Here is a 16,508-nt window from a genome sequence, read left to right on the forward strand (position 1 = left end):
GTCACCCAATTTGGGCTTGCTAATACTAAAAAAAAAATTCAGGGATGTACTAATGCATTTTCATGCTCAAAATTTTGAAAAAACTTAAGTCCACAAAAATGTTAAATTTTTTTTTTTTAAGAAAAAATAAAGAACTAATTATAAAAAGTGTTCTTAAACCTAAAGTATTTTTAATTTTATTTAGTTTATTTTTTTCATCACTAGCCCTTGCTGCAGCTTTAACAGTAACTTGGGTAGATGGTCGTATTCCATCTGGAAACGCAAACTGTACAAGTTCTCAAACTAGCGCTTCTCTTAATAATGACAGAACGACGGATCCTCATGATGTTCAATTTAGTGATGATGGTCTTCAAGTATTTACAGCAAATCTTAGTATGCAACATTCTCTTAACTTATCTATGAATACTTTAAGCACACCTTTTGATCTGACCTCAATTAAAACTGATAATGGCAGTAATGATTGTGATGATCTAGATGGTTTTGCACCTTCGGTTACAGCTAGTGGAGCAATGAATGTAGTATTAGAAAATATACAGATTGTATCAAGTGGTGGAAAATTTTTTATATTGGATAAAAATGGAGAGTTAGGTAGGTTTGATTTATCTACAACAAATGATTTTTCAACGGCAACTTATGTTGGAAAACTTTCCTTTTCAAATGAAAAAGATTCTTTTGCGCTAAATAGAGATGGAACAAAAGTTTTTACATTGAATTCTACAAATAACGCTCCAGTAGTTACCACTTGGTCTTTGCCTGGTCCTTACGATGTTTCTTCAAAGACAAAAATAAGTGAATTAGATTTAACATCAATGGGTCTTGAGTTAACAGCAGGTCCAAATGATGTAGGACGTGATATTGAATTTAATGATACTGGGAGTGCTATGTTTATTTTAATGTCAAATGATGCTGCACCTAGAGATAAAAGTTATATTCATTATTTTAGATTAGGAAAAGATTATGATATATCAACAGCAAAATTTGCCGGAAAATGGAATGTTGGTGATTTTGGTAACACATCCACAGGCTATGGAATGCCAAGAGGATTTTCTTTTTCAAGCGATGGAATGCATATGTATATCGTTCAAATTCAAACTGGGGGTGGGGTAGATCAGATAAATCAATATAATTTAGAGTGTCCTTATGGTTTAGTGGCCTGTGTATTTGATGCAAGCGCCTCTGTTGCTTCTCAAGTTGAATTGTCTAATCAAAATATAAGTTTAAATGTTTCAACTATTTTTAAAAGATTTGAATGGATAAAAAGAAATAGAAAGAATGAGAATTTATCTAGTCACAATATTAATATAAACTACCCTAATCCTTTATTAAAATCTTTAGTAAGTAAGTTTGAACCCTCATTAAAAAATAATTTAGTATCACTTGTAAGCAATACTTTAAATAAAGAGGAAAAGAAGAAATCTAAATGGTCATCATGGAGTATAGTGGATGTATCAATAGGAGATTTTGAGCAAACACTTTTAGATAAAGCAAAAGGTATTAAAACAAAAGGTATAACATTTGGTTCAGATAGAAAAATTGGAGATAATAAGTTTTTTGGCTTGGCAGTAAGGTATGCTGATAGTGCATCAAATATTAGAAATTCTGTTCGAAATGTTGATCTAAAGTCTTTGACATTGAATATTTATGGTACTACTCCAACAATCAACAACCAGTATATAAATACAGTTTTGGGCCTAAGTGCCTTAAGATTTGACAATAAATACTCAGGAGACAAATCAGGTAATCGAAATGGAAAACAAGCATTTGCATCCATTAATTACAGAACTAAAAATGCATATAGTAAGCTTAATATTACTCCTACAGGAAAACTTACTTATGGAGTGACGCAATTATCTGAATTTACAGATTTTATAAGTCAAACCAAGGGTCGTCAAACCATAGGTCCGTCGAATCAAGATGTTCATTTTCATGAAGATACATTTGTAAGTGGTGAATTTGCTGGTGGTCTTTTATTTGAAATGGAAAAATATGAGGAAGACGGGAAGACTTTTCAACCAATGGGAGGGATTGAAATTATTTATGATCTAAGTGATGATATTACCTATAAATATCAGAATGTAGGTTCAACTAGTGTAAATAAAGAAATAATTAGCAAATATTCAAAAAAAAAATTAAAGACCAACATTGGTTTTGAGCAAATAGCTGAAAATGGTTTAACTATATTTTTTGATTATCAAAGGATAATTAATTTAAATGATAAAAGATGTGTTAATACAGGAACAGATTGTGATCGAACTTTTATTAATGAGAATCTTATAATTAAAATTAGCAATTCAAAAGAGGAGGATACACAGTTTGCTTTTGATTTTGATCCTTTATCAAATAATTCTGCAAAATTAAGTTACGTAAAAGACATCAATAATTTTAATCTCAAATTAAACTCTAATATGAATTTATTTACTAAAATTTCTGACTATGGAGCAAATATAGAAGTTTCAAATAAATTTTAGCCAATTTAATAATGATATAAATAAAATCTTAATTTTGCTTAGATATTAGTAAGAGTTTAAAACCTCATCAAAATCATCGTAGTTGTTACATTATTAACACCCACTTTGGGTGCTAATAACAATAGGAAAGCTAATAAATAAAAATTTATCAGGTATTTTTTATTATGAAATTTTTTTTAAAAAAATTAATCAAATATTCTTTTATTTTTTTTATAACAATGACTTTATTGTTATCAAAAGTTTTAGCAGAACCTACATTAATTGCTGATTTTGATATCAGCAGCGATGAAGGAAGCGCTACTGGGATAACGTTTAAACCTGATGGTACCAAAATGTATATTACAGGAATTGGTGCTGATAAAATATTACAATATAATCTAACAACAGCTTTTGATATTACTTCAGCAACTTTAGAAAAGTCAGTACTTATCCAAAGCGAAGAGAGTAAACCACAAGATGTAAAATTTAATTCAGATGGAACTGTAATTTTTATTTTAGGAACTAATAATGATGGGATTGATAGATGGTCTTTAAGTACACCCTATGATATTGGATCGATCACTGTAGATGATACCCTTTTTACTTCTATTGGTGGTGATCCAAGAGGATTTGCTTTTAATAATGATGGAACAAAAATGTTTGTTTTGAATCAGACAAATACGCGGGTAGAAGAATATAATCTTTCAACACCATATAACCCTGATACTAAAACTTTAACCAACACACTTACTAATGAATTAACTAGAAATTTTCATCAAGGACTAGGTTTCAATGCTGATGGATCAAAAATGTTTGTAGTAAAAGCAAAAGGTGGTGGTGGTAGTTCTAACGCTGATAATAAAATTGATGAATACGCTTTATCTACTGCTTTCGATATATCAACCGCAACATTAACTGGTACATTCTCACCAACTCATTCCAATTCTGGACTGCTAAGTGGCATGGCTTTCGATATTTCTGGAACAAAAATGTATCACTTAAATTGGGGTACAAATAAAGAAGTTCAAGAGTATAGCTTAACTTGTCCTTTTAAAGTCACTAGTTCATCAACATGTGATACGCCCCTAAAAAATAAAGATGTAAGGGGTATAATAGATGCACAAATTAATACTGCTAAAAATTTTGCTAATGACTCAAGCCAGTCTGCTTTAAAAAGACTAACTATTTTAAGAGCGAACAAAGGCTACAACACAAATGCACAAAAAGTAGAATTACTATTTCAAAATGAATTGTTCAATAAAATATCTAATAATGTTTCAAGTTCCACGCCTGCTAAATTAAATCCACTTCATCAAATTCAAAAAAGTTTACCTGAAAATTGGGCAGCATGGACAGAAGGTAGTATTAGATTTGGAAAAATTGGTGACAGCTCCTTAAGTTCTGCACAAGATATGGATAGCCTTGGTATAACTGTGGGTGCTGATAAAATAGATAATGACAAAATAGTAGGAGTTGCTTTAAGAGTTGGTTACAGTGACGTTGATGTTGGAACTTTTGGTTCTGCAGTTGATACTAATGCTTTAAGTTTGTCTGTTTATGGATCTAACAGCCTAGATAATCGTAATTTTTTAAAACATGTTTTTGGGGTTAGTTATTTAGATACTAATATTTTAAGAGTATATGAAGGACAGAGTGTCAAAAATGCAGGTAGCCGTAAAGGTAAACAGGCTTTTGGTTCACTTAATTTTGGTAGAGAATATGAATACAGTAGAAACTTTGATGCAACCATTACTCCAACAGCACATATTGATGGAAGTTATACAACACTTGATAGCTACACAGAAAGTGGCCCTGCGAGTTCGGCGCTTAGCTTTAACAAACAACACATAAGGTCTTTAATGGCTTCTTTAGGAGTATTAATAGACAGAGATCATAATTTAGAAAATTCAACTTTAAAATCTAGATTTAATCTTGAATACGGTAAAGAGTTTGCCTCAGACTCTCATGTAATTACAAAATACGTGACAGTCGATGAAGCTTTTGACTATCGAGCTAATCAAAAAGATTTAAATATACTTACAGTAGGTCAAGGGTTTGATTTTATACATGATCAAGGTTTAACAATTAGGACTGATTATCAAAGGCAAAAAATTTTTGGTAAGGGTTTTATTAATGAATTATTTTTATCAATAGGTTTTATATCTAGAAAAAAAACAGAGTTTGCACTTGGCCTTGATGAAGATATGACTTCAAGCTTTAAAATTTCTAAAGCATTAAATGGTTTTGATTTAGGGTTTAATTTAGAAAATGATTTTTTAAAACAAGAAAATTATAATGCTAACTTATCTCTATTAAGTAAATTTTAATGAGTAAAATAAAAATAGCTTTCTATTTAGTGTTAGCTTTTATTTTTTATAAAGGCTTTGTTGCATTTCAAAATTTTGAAATTGGTGTTGATGACAGAGTAGCAGATATAGAAGAAAAAGCAGATTTTGAAAAAGAAGGTGAAGTAATTGGTCTCATGATGTATTTGGGTGATCCACTAGAATTATTTGAGCATCTATTAACTAAGAGCAAATCTAGGTGTTTGGAAATGAAACAAACAGCTGAAGAGAGTTCATCAGCATATTATGAATGTGCCAAAGTGAATGCCGTCCTTAAAGGTGGAAAAATTGTAAGCATCATTAATGAAATTGAAGTTATAGAATAATTATTAAATTAAAATTTAGAAATATAACTCAAATTTGCTTGTAGTCCCCTTGTGTCTTGACTTGTTTGAAGTCCATCTAGTGACATTAAAAAAATATTATTTTTTGAAAATTTATACTCATAATTTAAACCTGCAGATAAACTTAATTCCTTTTTTAAATCATTATTCTGAGAGTAAGATCCTTTTACCCCATTTACATAAAAAACTTGTACATTTTCATCAAGTACAGATCTAGCATCAGCTATCCATGATAAATAAAAATTTGTTTTTTCATTATTTATTATTTCGTATTCATCACTTAAGGCTATTGAACCATTATAAATATCTTTGTCTTCCCATTTAAAATATGCACTTTCTTCGTGTGAGGGTGTGTATGAATAGCCAAAATTTAAACTTATATCTGGGGATAAATTACTTAGGCTTAAATCTGGAAATAAACTATTAAGGTTTGTCTTAGCTCCAATTAAAAACTCATAGTTTTCATATAAATCTGTAATATTTAACTCACCAGTTGCTGTTGTATTAGTTAAAATGTTTCTCTCACTTTTATTGTAATTTACTCCTCCTAATATAAATAAATCTGAGTTTGTATTAAAAATTTCAACTTCATTAAAATGTAATCCTGTTAAGAAACTAGTTTTATTAATATCATGGTCTTGGGAAATATTTAGTGAACCTCTCTCTATTGACACAATAAAATTTTTATTTTCTGATATAGGGTTGATGAAATTTACACCAACACTAGCTGTTTTACTGCCAAGTTTTAAAGTACTTTTATTTCCTTTTCTTTCATTAAATGAGGTGAATAATTCACCCCAAGCTATATCTTGATTTAAATATTCCTCAATTTTATTATAACGAATAAGAGACTTTCTCATATTTAAAGACTTATAACTTAGTGTTTCATCTAACATCTCATTACCGCCTTGACCAATTGATCCAGCTGAACCTTTAACAACTGGGTTGCCATCTAAATCTTCTAAGTCATAAGTTCCAGCTCCATCTATGTCATAGAAATAACCCTGACCAGCACCATGTTGTAATTTAATAGTGTGACCTGAACCTACTATACTAATTCTACCTATTACTTTTCCTTTATCTTTTAAATTTACCGTGACACCACTTCCAGCTAATCCAAGTGCGAAAGCATCAACACCAGCTTTATTTTCTATTGTACCACTATTTGTAAATGTTGCAGCTGATACTGAGGAAACAAAAACTGTTGATCCTCTTAAAGCATTGTCATAGTCATTATTATTATGGATGTGTCCTCCTGAATTATTTATTATAGTTATATTATCAGTGTCACTTTCAGATTTGACAGCATTACTAGATGTAAATCCTCTACTAACATCTTCTGCATAAATCTCTCCAGAATTATTTATTGTTACATTATTAGCTGTATCACCATCACTACTTCCTTCAGTAACAGTAATAGTATTAGTATTACTTTTAATAATACCTCCTGAATTATTTGTAATAGTGCTATTTTCAGCGTTCAGTAAGTTAATGGCTTTAGAATTACCGGCGCTGATAGTTCCTGAGTTAGTTACGGTTAAGCCTGATTGATTTTTTCCCTGAATTGCATTAGATGAAGAAGCACCATTAGAAAAAATTGAAGAGCCAGACTCAACTGTTACAGTTCCATTATCTTTTGCATTAATATCTACTGTTGATGATGAACTTGTTGATAAAGTGATAGAATCTGAAATTGTTAAAGATGTGTCATCTTCATTGAATTTTTTTTGAGTGGTATTGTTATTACTAGTACTATTTACAGTATTGGCTTCTGTTATATTTTCTGAATAGGCAGAACCCATAAGAAAAGAGCAAAATAAAAAAAAAAGAATATAAAAGTAATTAAGCAATTTACTCCAAAACAAAATCATGGTGAAAAATACTCTATAAATTATGTTTTATTTGTACTTTTGTAATTTTATGTACCCATATTGGGTAATAAAAATGTAGGATTTATGTTAATTTTACTTATCTTTTGAACTTTCCTATTTTAAGTGTGGAATTAAGATTAGTTAATCTCAACAATTTGATTTGACTCAAAAATAGTTTGTTGAATATCTTTTTGAATAACAATTATCATTGCTTTTGCAACTGTCTCGGAATGAATAGGTTTCATTTTCTTTAAAGGACCTAAAAGCAACGGAGAAAGTAACTTAAATGCAAAAATACCTATTGTTTCACTTACTCTCTTTTCTTTTCTATTACCTATTAAAAAAGATGGTCTCATTATTCCAAGTTTTGGAAAATTAAGTTCTTTTAACCCTTCTTCAACTAGTCCTTTAAATCTTACATAGTCTCCTGAACTCTTGGGGTTTGCATACAATGCAGAAACAAAAATAAATGAGTTAACCAAATTTGATTTTGCAATTTTTGCAACTTCTTTAGGAATATCAAGTTCAACCTTTTTATATTCATCTTTATTGGGGGAATTTTTTTTAGTTGTACCAATACAAAAGAAACAGTCATCACCTTTGATGTCCTCTTTGTGATTTTGTAAGTTGTTAAAATCAGTCTTAATAATCTCTACTTTTGGATCGCTAATTTCAGGAACTGAGCGAACAAATAATTTTATCTTAGAGTAATTAGTATCCTTAATTAATTGATTAAGGAGGTGACCTCCAACCAAGCCTGATGACCCAAATAATAAAGCCGTTTTCATTATAACTAGACCTACTTTAAGGAACCTTCCAATATATATTTCAATATACGAAAAGCTTGTTTTTGATCTGATGCAACAGCAGCAGCTGAGCCATCCACTTCTTTAAGAGCATGTTGATGATCATCGTTATGAATAACAATCATAGATTTATTAAGTGCTGTAGCATAACCCGCGTCAAAAGCTGCATTCCATTGCTTAAATTTTTCTCCAAACTTAACAATAATTACATCACAATCTTGAATAGATTTCTTAGTTCGAATTGAATTGATATTAGCGCCTTTTCTATCTTTCCAAAAATTTTTTTCTTCGGCCCCTAGAATTTCTACACCACAATTATCAGAGGCTTCATGATCAGTTATGGGAGATGTAAATTTAACATCTAATTTCTCTTTTTCACAAAGTTGAATAATTTCTTCTCGCCAATTACTGTGAATTTCACCTGCTAAATATACACTCAACATTTATGTCTCCTTATTGCTTTTTTAGTTTAAATATCATTTTTTAATTTATTATAAAGTCTAATTTGCTTGTAACAAATTTTTACTAATCGGTTATATCTACATTGTGAAAAAGGGTAAATACATTAAAACTTTTAAACTGTTGCTTCCTTATTTGTGGCCTAAAAAAAGGAAAGATTTAAGGATACGAGTTAGTTTTGCAGTTGTTGCTTTAGTTTTAGCAAAAATAGCAAGCGTTAGTACTCCTTTAGTATTGGGTAGTGCGGTAAACTCTCTGACAGAATTAAGCTCAGGTATTAATTTATTTATGCTGGTACCAATAGCTTTAGTAGTTGGCTATGGTGTTACAAGAGTAATAGCTTTCACATTTGTTGAAATTAGAGATGCCTTATTTTCAAAAGTTTCCCAGCATTCTATTAGACAAATATCTTTGACAATGTTCCAACATCTTCACAATCTATCCTTACAATTTCATTTAAATAGACAAACAGGTGCACTAGCAAAATATATAGACAGAGGAACTAAAGGAATAGATTTTCTCCTAAGATATGTCTTGTTTAATATTGTGCCTACTTTCTTTGAAGTGTTCTTGGTTTCTGGGATTTTATTTTATCTATATGGCCCATGGTATGCTGTTGTAACACTTGTAACTATTGGCCTTTATTCTTTCTTAACTTTTAAGATTACTGAATGGAGAAATGTATTTAGAAAAAGAATGAACCAAGCTGATAACGATGTCAGCACTAAGATGATTGATAGTTTATTGAACTTTGAGACAGTTAAATATTTTAACAATGAGGCCTTTGAAGCTAATAGACTTGATCAATCATTAGAAGAATATGAGTTAGCAGCAAATCAAAGTAGACATTCTCTTTCACTATTAAACATAGCCCAAACATTTATCATAATGGTGGGTATTACTATTATGTTGGTGATGTCAGTTTATGGGATCAAAAGTGGAGAGATTAATATTGGTGGGTTTGTTGTAATTAATGCCTACATGCTCCAATTATATCAGCCATTGAATTGGTTGGGTTCTGTTTATAGAGAAATTAGGCAAGCACTAACTGATATGGAAAACATGTTTAGCTTATTAGAAGTTTCCCCAACAACGAATGATGATCTTGATGATATACCCCAAAGTAACGATGCAGAAATTAGATTTGAAAACATTAGTTTTGATTATGACGTAAGAAGAACTATCATTAAAAATATTTCATTTACTGTTCCTAATGGAAAAAAAGTAGCTATCGTAGGACCAACGGGTGCTGGTAAATCAACAATAAGTAGACTGTTATTCAAGTTTTATGATCCAAAAGAAGGAAATATTTTTATTAACAATACAAATGTAAATAAAATTTCTCAAAACTCTTTAAGAAAAATTATTGGTGTAGTCCCACAAGACACTGTCTTATTTAATGACACGATTTATTATAATATAGCTTACGGTAATACTGGTGCTACTAAAGAGGAAGTTATTAGTGCTGCACAAAATGCTGATATACATGATTTTATAACAATTTTACCGGATGGTTATGAAACAATTGTAGGAGAAAGAGGGTTGAAATTATCTGGTGGAGAGAAACAGAGAGTTGCTATTGCAAGAACTATTCTAAAAAATCCTAAAATATTTTTCTTTGATGAGGCGACATCTGCATTAGATACTAGTACAGAAAAAGAAATTCAAAAAAATCTAGAGAATGTCTCTAAAGGTAAAACAACTTTAATTATTGCTCACCGACTATCTACAGCTGCAAATGCTGATAATATTATTGTTCTTGATCAGGGTGCTATTATTGAACAAGGGACGCATGAGAGTTTATTACTAGAAAAAGGTAAATATTTTGAGATGTGGGGAAAGCAAAAACCTAGTTAAGACTTTTACAAAAAGAAGATATTTTTTCTAATGCTTTTTTAAGATTTTCCATAGAAGTTGCATAAGATATTCTAAAGAAACCCTCTAAACCAAATGCAGAACCTTGAACAACTGCAACACCACTATTTTCTAATAAAGACTGAACAAAATCAGTATCTGTCTTAAGCTCTTTACCGTTTGTATCTTTTTTTCCAATTAACCCTTTGCAGCTTGGAAAAACATAAAATGCTCCATCTGGATTTAAACATTCAATTCCGTCTATTTCATTTAATGCTTTAACAACAAAATTTCTTCTTTCTTGAAATGAAATTGCTCTCTCTTTTATAAAATCTTGAGTTCCATTTAATGCTTCAACCGCTGCAGCTTGACTAATTGAAGATGGATTTGTTGTTGATTGCGATTGTATTTTAGCAATTGCTTTAATAATTTCTTTAGGACCAGCCGCATACCCTATTCTCCAGCCAGTCATTGAGTAAGCTTTACTCACACCGTTCATTGTAAGAACTCTTTCTTTCAAGCTATCAATTTGTGCAATAGTAAAAAATTTAAAACCTTCGTATGTTACGTGCTCATAAATATCATCACTTAAAATATGCACGTGAGGATGTTTTGCTAAAACATCTGCGATTTCTTTAATATCACCTTCAGTATAACAAGCGCCTGTTGGATTTGATGGTGAATTTAATATTATCCACTTTGTTTTTGGTGTTATATATTTTTCTAATTCAGCTGGATTAATTTTAAATCCTTGTTTTTCATTACACTCTAAAATAATTGGAGTTCCACCTGCTAATAAAACCATGTCAGGATAAGAAACCCAATAAGGTGCAGGAACTATAACCTCATCCCCTTCATTTAGGGTTGCCATCATGGCATTATAAATTACATGTTTTCCACCAGCACCAACTGTGATTTGATCAGTTGTATAGTCTAGACTGTTTTCTCTTTTAAATTTTTTAACAATAGCATCTTTTAAGGCAGCAGTTCCATCAACGGCTGTATATTTGGTATCACCGTCATTAATGGCTTTTATAGCCGCTTGTTTGATATTATCTGGTGTATCAAAGTCAGGCTCTCCTGCTCCTAAACCTATAACGTCTTTTCCAGCAGCTTTTAACTCTCTTGCCTTTTGAGTTACAGCAATAGTTGGCGATGGTTTAATCTTTTTTAGACTGTCTGATATAATGCTCATTGAAATATATTTTTATTCTAATAGTTTTATAGATAATGCAAAATACTTATCAAGATTTAATTACAGATATACAGAGTAAAAATCCTGAAATTCACCAGAAACTAGAAGGTGGGAAAAAATTTAAACTTGTTACAGATTTTAAACCAGCAGGTGATCAGCCAGAAGCAATAAAACAACTAGTTAAGGGTGCAAATAAAGAAGAGTTAAACCAAGTTTTGCTTGGTGTAACAGGTTCTGGAAAAACTTTTACAATGGCCCAAGTAATTGAAAAAACTAATAGACCAGCTCTAATACTTGCTCCTAACAAAACACTAGCTGCACAGCTTTATGGAGAGATGAAATCTTTTTTTCCAGACAATGCTGTTGAGTATTTTGTATCTTATTATGATTACTATACACCTGAGGCTTATGTACCAAGGTCTGACACTTATATTGAAAAAGAAGCTTCCATTAATGAACAAATAGATAGAATGCGTCACTCAGCTACTAGATCACTATTAGAGAGAGATGATGTAATTATTGTTGCAAGTGTTTCTTGTATCTATGGTCTGGGTTCTGTTGAAGCGTACAGCAAGATGACGTTGAGTTTAAAGAAAGATTATGAATACAGCAGAGAGCAACTAATAAAAACTTTAGTAAATTTACAATACAAAAGAAATGATCAGAGTTTTTATAGAGGAACTTTTAGAGCTCGAGGAGAATATCTTGAAATATTTCCTTCACACTTTGAAGATAGAGCATGGAGATTAAGTTTATTTGGCGATAAATTAGAAAAAATAGAGGAATTTGATCCCTTAACAGGAGATCTAATTCAAGATTTAGATGTAATAAAAGTTTATGCTAATAGTCATTACATCACACCTAAACCAACTATTGAGCAAGCAATTATTAAAATTAAAAGAGAATTAGAAGTAACTTTAAAAAAATTCAAAGAACAAAATAAATTACTTGAAGCACAAAGATTAGAAGAAAGAGTTAAGTTTGATTTAGAGATGATAGAAGCAACAGGGTCTTGTGCTGGTATTGAAAACTATTCTCGTTTTTTATCTGGAAGAAAACCAGGGGAACCACCTCCCACTCTATTTGAATACTTTCCTGACAACACTCTTATTTTTGTAGATGAATGCCATGTAACAGTTCCTCAATTAAATGGTATGTACAAAGGAGACAGATCTAGAAAAAGTAATCTTGCCGAATATGGTTTTAGATTACCTTCTTGCATGGACAATAGACCTCTTAAATTTGAAGAATGGGATGCAATGAGAACACAAACAGTTTTTGTATCAGCAACACCAGGCCCTTGGGAATTAGAGCAAGTTAAGGGTAAATTTGTTGAACAAATAATAAGGCCTACTGGTCTAATTGATCCACCAGTTGAAATAAAACCCGCCAAAAATCAAGTTGATGACTTGATGCATGAATGCAAAAAAACAATCGACAAAAATTTTAGAGTATTGGTCACAACTTTAACAAAGAAAATGGCTGAAGACTTAACCGAATATTTTCACGAAAATGGAATTAGGGTTAGATATTTACACTCGGACATCGATACACTAGAGAGAATAGAAATCATGAGGGATTTAAGACTTGGTGTTTTTGATGTCTTAGTAGGAATTAACCTTTTAAGAGAAGGGCTAGATATTCCAGAATGTGCATTAGTTGGGATTTTAGATGCTGATAAAGAAGGATTTTTAAGATCCGAAACTTCTTTAGTTCAAACTATTGGAAGGGCTGCAAGAAACTTGGAAGGAAGAGTTATTCTTTATGCAGATAAAGAAACTAAAAGTATAAAAAAAGCTATACAGGAAACTGATAGAAGAAGGGCAATCCAAGTTGCCTATAATAAAAAGCATAATATTGATGCCGTCTCTATTAAGAAAGAAATCAGTGATGTGTTGCAGAATGTTTATGACAAGGATTATTTAAAAGTAGGTACTGGAGACAATATTGGTGGAAATTTAAAGAAACACTTAAAGATGCTCAACAAAAGAATGAAAGATGCAGCCACAAATCTTGAATTTGAAGAAGCTGGTAAAATTAGAGATGAAATAAGAAATTTAGAAGCATCAGAGTTAGAAATTGTTTTAAACCCAAAAATAAAACACTATAACCAAGAAAATAGAACATATCCAAAAGGTAGATCAACAATGGGCTTACCTGGTACAAGAGCACAAAAAGGTAAGAAAAAATGGAAGCAAACAAAATAATTATCACAGGAGCAGCAACAAGAATAGGTGCTGCTATTGCAAAGAAACTCTCAGGTCCAGGAGTTGAAATGGTAATTCATTACAATAGTTCTAAATCTGACGCTGAAAAATTACAAAAAGAATTATCAAAAAATAAAACAAAAGTTTATTTGGTAAAAGGTGACCTTGCCAAGGAACAAGATTTAAAAAAAATTATAAAATTCTCAAAGTTAAAATTAAAATACTTTGATTGTTTGGTCAATAATGCTTCATTGTTTGAAAATGACAGTCTTAAAAATTTTTCTTCTAAAAGCTGGAACCAGCATATTGATGTAAATTTAAAAGCACCCGCATATCTTACAAAAGAATTTTCAAAAAATACAAAAGGTAAAAATAACAATATTATAAACATAATTGATCAAAGAGTTTTTAAGTTAACTCCCTTTTTCTTTTCTTATACTTTAAGCAAAACTGGCCTTTATACTCTAACAAAAACTAGTGCTATGGAATTAGCTCCAAATATAAGGGTTAATGGAATTGCACCAGGACCTACTATAAAAAACAAAAGGCAAACTGACATGCATTTTAAAAAGCAGTACTTAGCAACCCCTTTAAAACAACAGGTAAATGTAAAAGACATATGTTCTGCTGTTGACTTTTTTATCAAAAACAGTTCAATTACAGGTCAAGTAATAGCAATAGATAGTGGACAAAGTTTAAACTGGCAAACACCAGATGTAATTGGAAAAGAATGAAAAAAAATAATTTAAATATTATTAAAATAGATAAAAATAAAAGTTTATTTAATTACGAAAAAAAAATTCTTATTAAAGAACTAACTTTAGATTTAAAGCTTGGTTATTATGATTTTGAAAAAGAAAAAACACAAAAAGTAAAATTTAGTTTAGAGATTGATTATGAAGATAGAAAACCAACAAATGACAAAGATATTAAATCAATTGTTAATTATGGTCAGGTTGTAAAATTAATTACAAAACTTGCAAAAAAGAAGCATTATAATTTTTTAGAAACACTGGCTGAAGATGTTTTTGATGTATTGTTTAAAGATAAACGAATTGGAAAAATTATGCTTCAAATTGAAAAATTAGAAATTATAAAAGAATGTGCCTCTGTTGGTATCCAAATTACCAAAAAAAGAAGTCATGAAAAGCTCTGAATTAGGCAAAGACGTAATTAGAAAAGAGCTTCCATTAATTCCTAAAAGTCCTGGAGTTTATCGAATGCTTGATCACAAGGATGTGATTTTATATGTAGGTAAAGCAAAAAACCTACCCAATAGATTGAAGAGTTATGTGGCTGAAAAAAATCATATCATCAGAACAGCAAGGATGCTCTCTCAAACTTTTAAGTTAGAGATAACGACTACTGCGAATGAAAGTGAAGCACTTCTTTTAGAGGCTAATTTAATCAAAAAATATAAACCTAAATTCAATATATTGCTTAAAGACGACAAGTCTTTTCCCTTTGTTTTCATCAGCAATAAAGACCAATGGGCACAAGTTACAAAACATAGGGGGAAAAAAGATAAAGAAGGATTTTACTTTGGGCCGTTTGCTTCAGCAGGAACTGCAAATTGGACAATTAAGATGCTTCAAAAAATATTTCAAATTCGTGTTTGTGATGATAGCACTTTCAAGAATAGAAAAAGACCCTGCATACTTTATCAAATAAAAAGATGTTCAGGTCCTTGTGTGGATTATATTGATAAGGAAGATTATAAAAAATCAGTAGATCAGGCAATTCAGTTTGTATCGGGTAAATCAAGAGACATACAAAAAAACCTATCTAAACAAATGGAGGAAGCAAGTGAAAAACTTGATTTTGAAAGAGCTTCTATTTTTAGAGATAGAATTAAATCCTTAAATATAATTCAATCATCACAAAGAATTAATGAAGCAAATTTAATTGATGCTGATGTAATTGCTGCCTATAAAGAATCTGGTAAAACTTGCATTCAGGTATTTTTTTATAGGTCTAAACAAAATTGGGGCAACCAAGCTTATTTTCCAAAACACGATCCTGATCAGGACGTATCTGAAATAATGTCTTCCTTCTTGATGCAGTTTTATGAAAATAAAAATGTTCCAAAATTAATAATTATTAATACAGAAATTGAGGACAAGAAATTAATTGAAGAAACTTTAAGCAAAAAAGAAAGTAGCACAATCTCTATTAATGTAGCAAAAAAAGGTACCAAAGCTAAAGTCATTGCTATGGCAGAAAAAAATGCCAAAGAGTCACTTAATAGAAAAATTTATGAAACAAATAATAATAAAAATTTATTTGATAGTGTGACTAAAAAATTTGATCTTAAAAATGGTCTAAACTTGGTTGAGGTTTACGATAATAGCCATATCTCAGGAACAAATAGTGTAGGTGCTATGATTACTTTTGGAAATGAAGGATTTGTTAAAAAAAGATATAGAAAATTTGACATCAAGACAAAGGGTGCTGAACAAGACGATTTTGCAATGTTAAAAGAAGTTCTTACAAGAAGATTTAAAAGAGCAATGTTAGAAAAGGGAAATTATTTAACTCTCCCTGATTTGATATTAATTGATGGTGGTAAAGGCCAATATTCATCTGCCAAAGAAGTATTGGATGAATTTGGTTTACACGATCTTCCTATGATTGCTATTGCTAAGGGTAAATTAAGAAATAGTGGAGATGAAACTTTTTTCTATAAGGGCAAATCATTTAAATTTGATAAGAATGACCCCACCCTCTTTTTTATGCAGAGACTACGTGATGAAGCACATAGATTTGCCATCACCTCTCATAGGGCAAAAAGAGCAAAAGGAATTACAAAATCATTATTAGATCAAATTGATGGTATTGGATCTATTAGAAAAAGAGCACTATTAAACCATTTTGGTTCCGCTAGAGCGGTAGAATCCGCAAGTTTTGATGAGATTAAATCAGTTGAAGGTGTTGAGGAAAAAGTTGCAAAAAAGATATATAACTTTTTTCACGAATAATT

Annotated in this window: 12 protein-coding genes; 8 read left to right on the forward strand and 4 right to left on the reverse strand. The window is 30.6% G+C overall.

All coding sequences use genetic code 11. The features are described 5' to 3' along the window. The first annotated feature begins 98 nt into the window (after window positions 1-98). The 3 genes from ABXT47_RS05230 to ABXT47_RS05240 all read left to right on the forward strand — a co-directional run bounded on the left by ABXT47_RS05230 (window position 99) and on the right by ABXT47_RS05240 (window position 5,118). Window positions 99-2,468, forward strand: coding sequence for an autotransporter outer membrane beta-barrel domain-containing protein (locus tag ABXT47_RS05230; RefSeq protein ID WP_415308080.1), 2,370 nt, complete (start codon window positions 99-101; stop codon window positions 2,466-2,468). Between the two features lie 164 nt (window positions 2,469-2,632). After that, window positions 2,633-4,774, forward strand: coding sequence for an autotransporter domain-containing protein (locus ABXT47_RS05235; RefSeq protein ID WP_415308081.1), 2,142 nt, complete (start codon window positions 2,633-2,635; stop codon window positions 4,772-4,774). Beyond that, window positions 4,774-5,118: a hypothetical protein gene (locus tag ABXT47_RS05240; protein WP_415308082.1), complete on the forward strand. Its 345-nt coding sequence runs from the start codon at window positions 4,774-4,776 to the stop codon at window positions 5,116-5,118. The genes ABXT47_RS05235 and ABXT47_RS05240 overlap by 1 nt, the downstream gene beginning before the upstream one ends. Before the next feature lie 8 nt (window positions 5,119-5,126). On the opposite strand, the gene ABXT47_RS05245 is transcribed toward ABXT47_RS05240, so the two are convergent. The 3 genes from ABXT47_RS05245 to ABXT47_RS05255 all read right to left on the reverse strand — a co-directional run bounded on the left by ABXT47_RS05245 (window position 5,127) and on the right by ABXT47_RS05255 (window position 8,256). Continuing rightward, window positions 5,127-6,938, reverse strand: coding sequence for a hypothetical protein (locus ABXT47_RS05245; RefSeq protein WP_415308083.1), 1,812 nt, complete (start codon window positions 6,936-6,938; stop codon window positions 5,127-5,129). Window positions 6,939-7,144: 206 nt separating this feature from the next. Next, window positions 7,145-7,795, reverse strand: coding sequence for an NAD(P)H-binding protein (locus tag ABXT47_RS05250; RefSeq protein ID WP_415308084.1), 651 nt, complete (start codon window positions 7,793-7,795; stop codon window positions 7,145-7,147). Between the two features lie 11 nt (window positions 7,796-7,806). Beyond that, window positions 7,807-8,256, reverse strand: coding sequence for a YtoQ family protein (locus ABXT47_RS05255; protein ID WP_271483063.1), 450 nt, complete (start codon window positions 8,254-8,256; stop codon window positions 7,807-7,809). A 103-nt stretch (window positions 8,257-8,359) separates the two neighbouring features. On the opposite strand from ABXT47_RS05255, the gene ABXT47_RS05260 reads away from it, so the two are divergent. After that, window positions 8,360-10,129, forward strand: coding sequence for an ABCB family ABC transporter ATP-binding protein/permease (locus ABXT47_RS05260; protein WP_415308085.1), 1,770 nt, complete (start codon window positions 8,360-8,362; stop codon window positions 10,127-10,129). Here the strand turns inward: ABXT47_RS05260 and ABXT47_RS05265 are convergent. Beyond that, window positions 10,122-11,321 (reverse strand): pyridoxal phosphate-dependent aminotransferase, encoded by a 1,200-nt coding sequence (locus tag ABXT47_RS05265; protein WP_415308086.1) that lies wholly within the window; start codon window positions 11,319-11,321, stop codon window positions 10,122-10,124. The two genes, ABXT47_RS05260 and ABXT47_RS05265, sit on opposite strands and share 8 nt — an antisense overlap. 35 nt (window positions 11,322-11,356) lie before the next feature. Here ABXT47_RS05265 and uvrB point away from each other — a divergent pair, with 35 nt between their 5' ends. The 4 genes from uvrB to uvrC are packed head-to-tail and all read left to right on the forward strand — an operon-like array spanning window position 11,357 to window position 16,506. After that, on the forward strand, window positions 11,357-13,528 hold the full coding sequence (gene uvrB, locus ABXT47_RS05270; RefSeq protein ID WP_415278012.1) for an excinuclease ABC subunit UvrB: 2,172 nt from the start codon (window positions 11,357-11,359) through the stop codon (window positions 13,526-13,528). Beyond that, window positions 13,510-14,262, forward strand: a complete 753-nt coding sequence (locus tag ABXT47_RS05275; protein WP_415308087.1) for an SDR family oxidoreductase — start codon at window positions 13,510-13,512, stop codon at window positions 14,260-14,262. The genes uvrB and ABXT47_RS05275 overlap by 19 nt, the downstream gene beginning before the upstream one ends. Then, a complete protein-coding gene (locus ABXT47_RS05280; protein WP_415308088.1) occupies window positions 14,259-14,684 on the forward strand; it encodes a dihydroneopterin aldolase in 426 nt (141 codons plus the stop codon). The genes ABXT47_RS05275 and ABXT47_RS05280 overlap by 4 nt, the downstream gene beginning before the upstream one ends. Then, on the forward strand, window positions 14,671-16,506 hold the full coding sequence (gene uvrC / locus ABXT47_RS05285) for an excinuclease ABC subunit UvrC (protein ID WP_415308089.1): 1,836 nt from the start codon (window positions 14,671-14,673) through the stop codon (window positions 16,504-16,506). The genes ABXT47_RS05280 and uvrC overlap by 14 nt, the downstream gene beginning before the upstream one ends. The last annotated feature ends 2 nt before the right edge of the window (window positions 16,507-16,508 follow it).

The sequence above is a fragment of the Candidatus Pelagibacter sp. Uisw_099_02 genome, assembly GCF_047727625.1.
GTDB lineage: Bacteria > Pseudomonadota > Alphaproteobacteria > Pelagibacterales > Pelagibacteraceae > Pelagibacter.

Coding starts and splice junctions, on each gene's coding strand:
- ABXT47_RS05235 (WP_415308081.1), top strand. CDS start 2,633: ATGAAATTTTTTTTAAAAAAATTAATCAAATATTCTTTTATTTTTTTT.
- ABXT47_RS05250 (WP_415308084.1), bottom strand. CDS start 7,795: ATGAAAACGGCTTTATTATTTGGGTCATCAGGCTTGGTTGGAGGTCAC.
- uvrB (WP_415278012.1), top strand. CDS start 11,357: ATGCAAAATACTTATCAAGATTTAATTACAGATATACAGAGTAAAAAT.
- ABXT47_RS05265 (WP_415308086.1), bottom strand. CDS start 11,321: ATGAGCATTATATCAGACAGTCTAAAAAAGATTAAACCATCGCCAACT.
- ABXT47_RS05275 (WP_415308087.1), top strand. CDS start 13,510: ATGGAAGCAAACAAAATAATTATCACAGGAGCAGCAACAAGAATAGGT.
- uvrC (WP_415308089.1), top strand. CDS start 14,671: ATGAAAAGCTCTGAATTAGGCAAAGACGTAATTAGAAAAGAGCTTCCA.
- ABXT47_RS05245 (WP_415308083.1), bottom strand. CDS start 6,938: ATGGGTTCTGCCTATTCAGAAAATATAACAGAAGCCAATACTGTAAAT.
- ABXT47_RS05255 (WP_271483063.1), bottom strand. CDS start 8,256: ATGTTGAGTGTATATTTAGCAGGTGAAATTCACAGTAATTGGCGAGAA.
- ABXT47_RS05240 (WP_415308082.1), top strand. CDS start 4,774: ATGAGTAAAATAAAAATAGCTTTCTATTTAGTGTTAGCTTTTATTTTT.
- ABXT47_RS05280 (WP_415308088.1), top strand. CDS start 14,259: ATGAAAAAAAATAATTTAAATATTATTAAAATAGATAAAAATAAAAGT.
- ABXT47_RS05230 (WP_415308080.1), top strand. CDS start 99: ATGTTAAATTTTTTTTTTTTAAGAAAAAATAAAGAACTAATTATAAAA.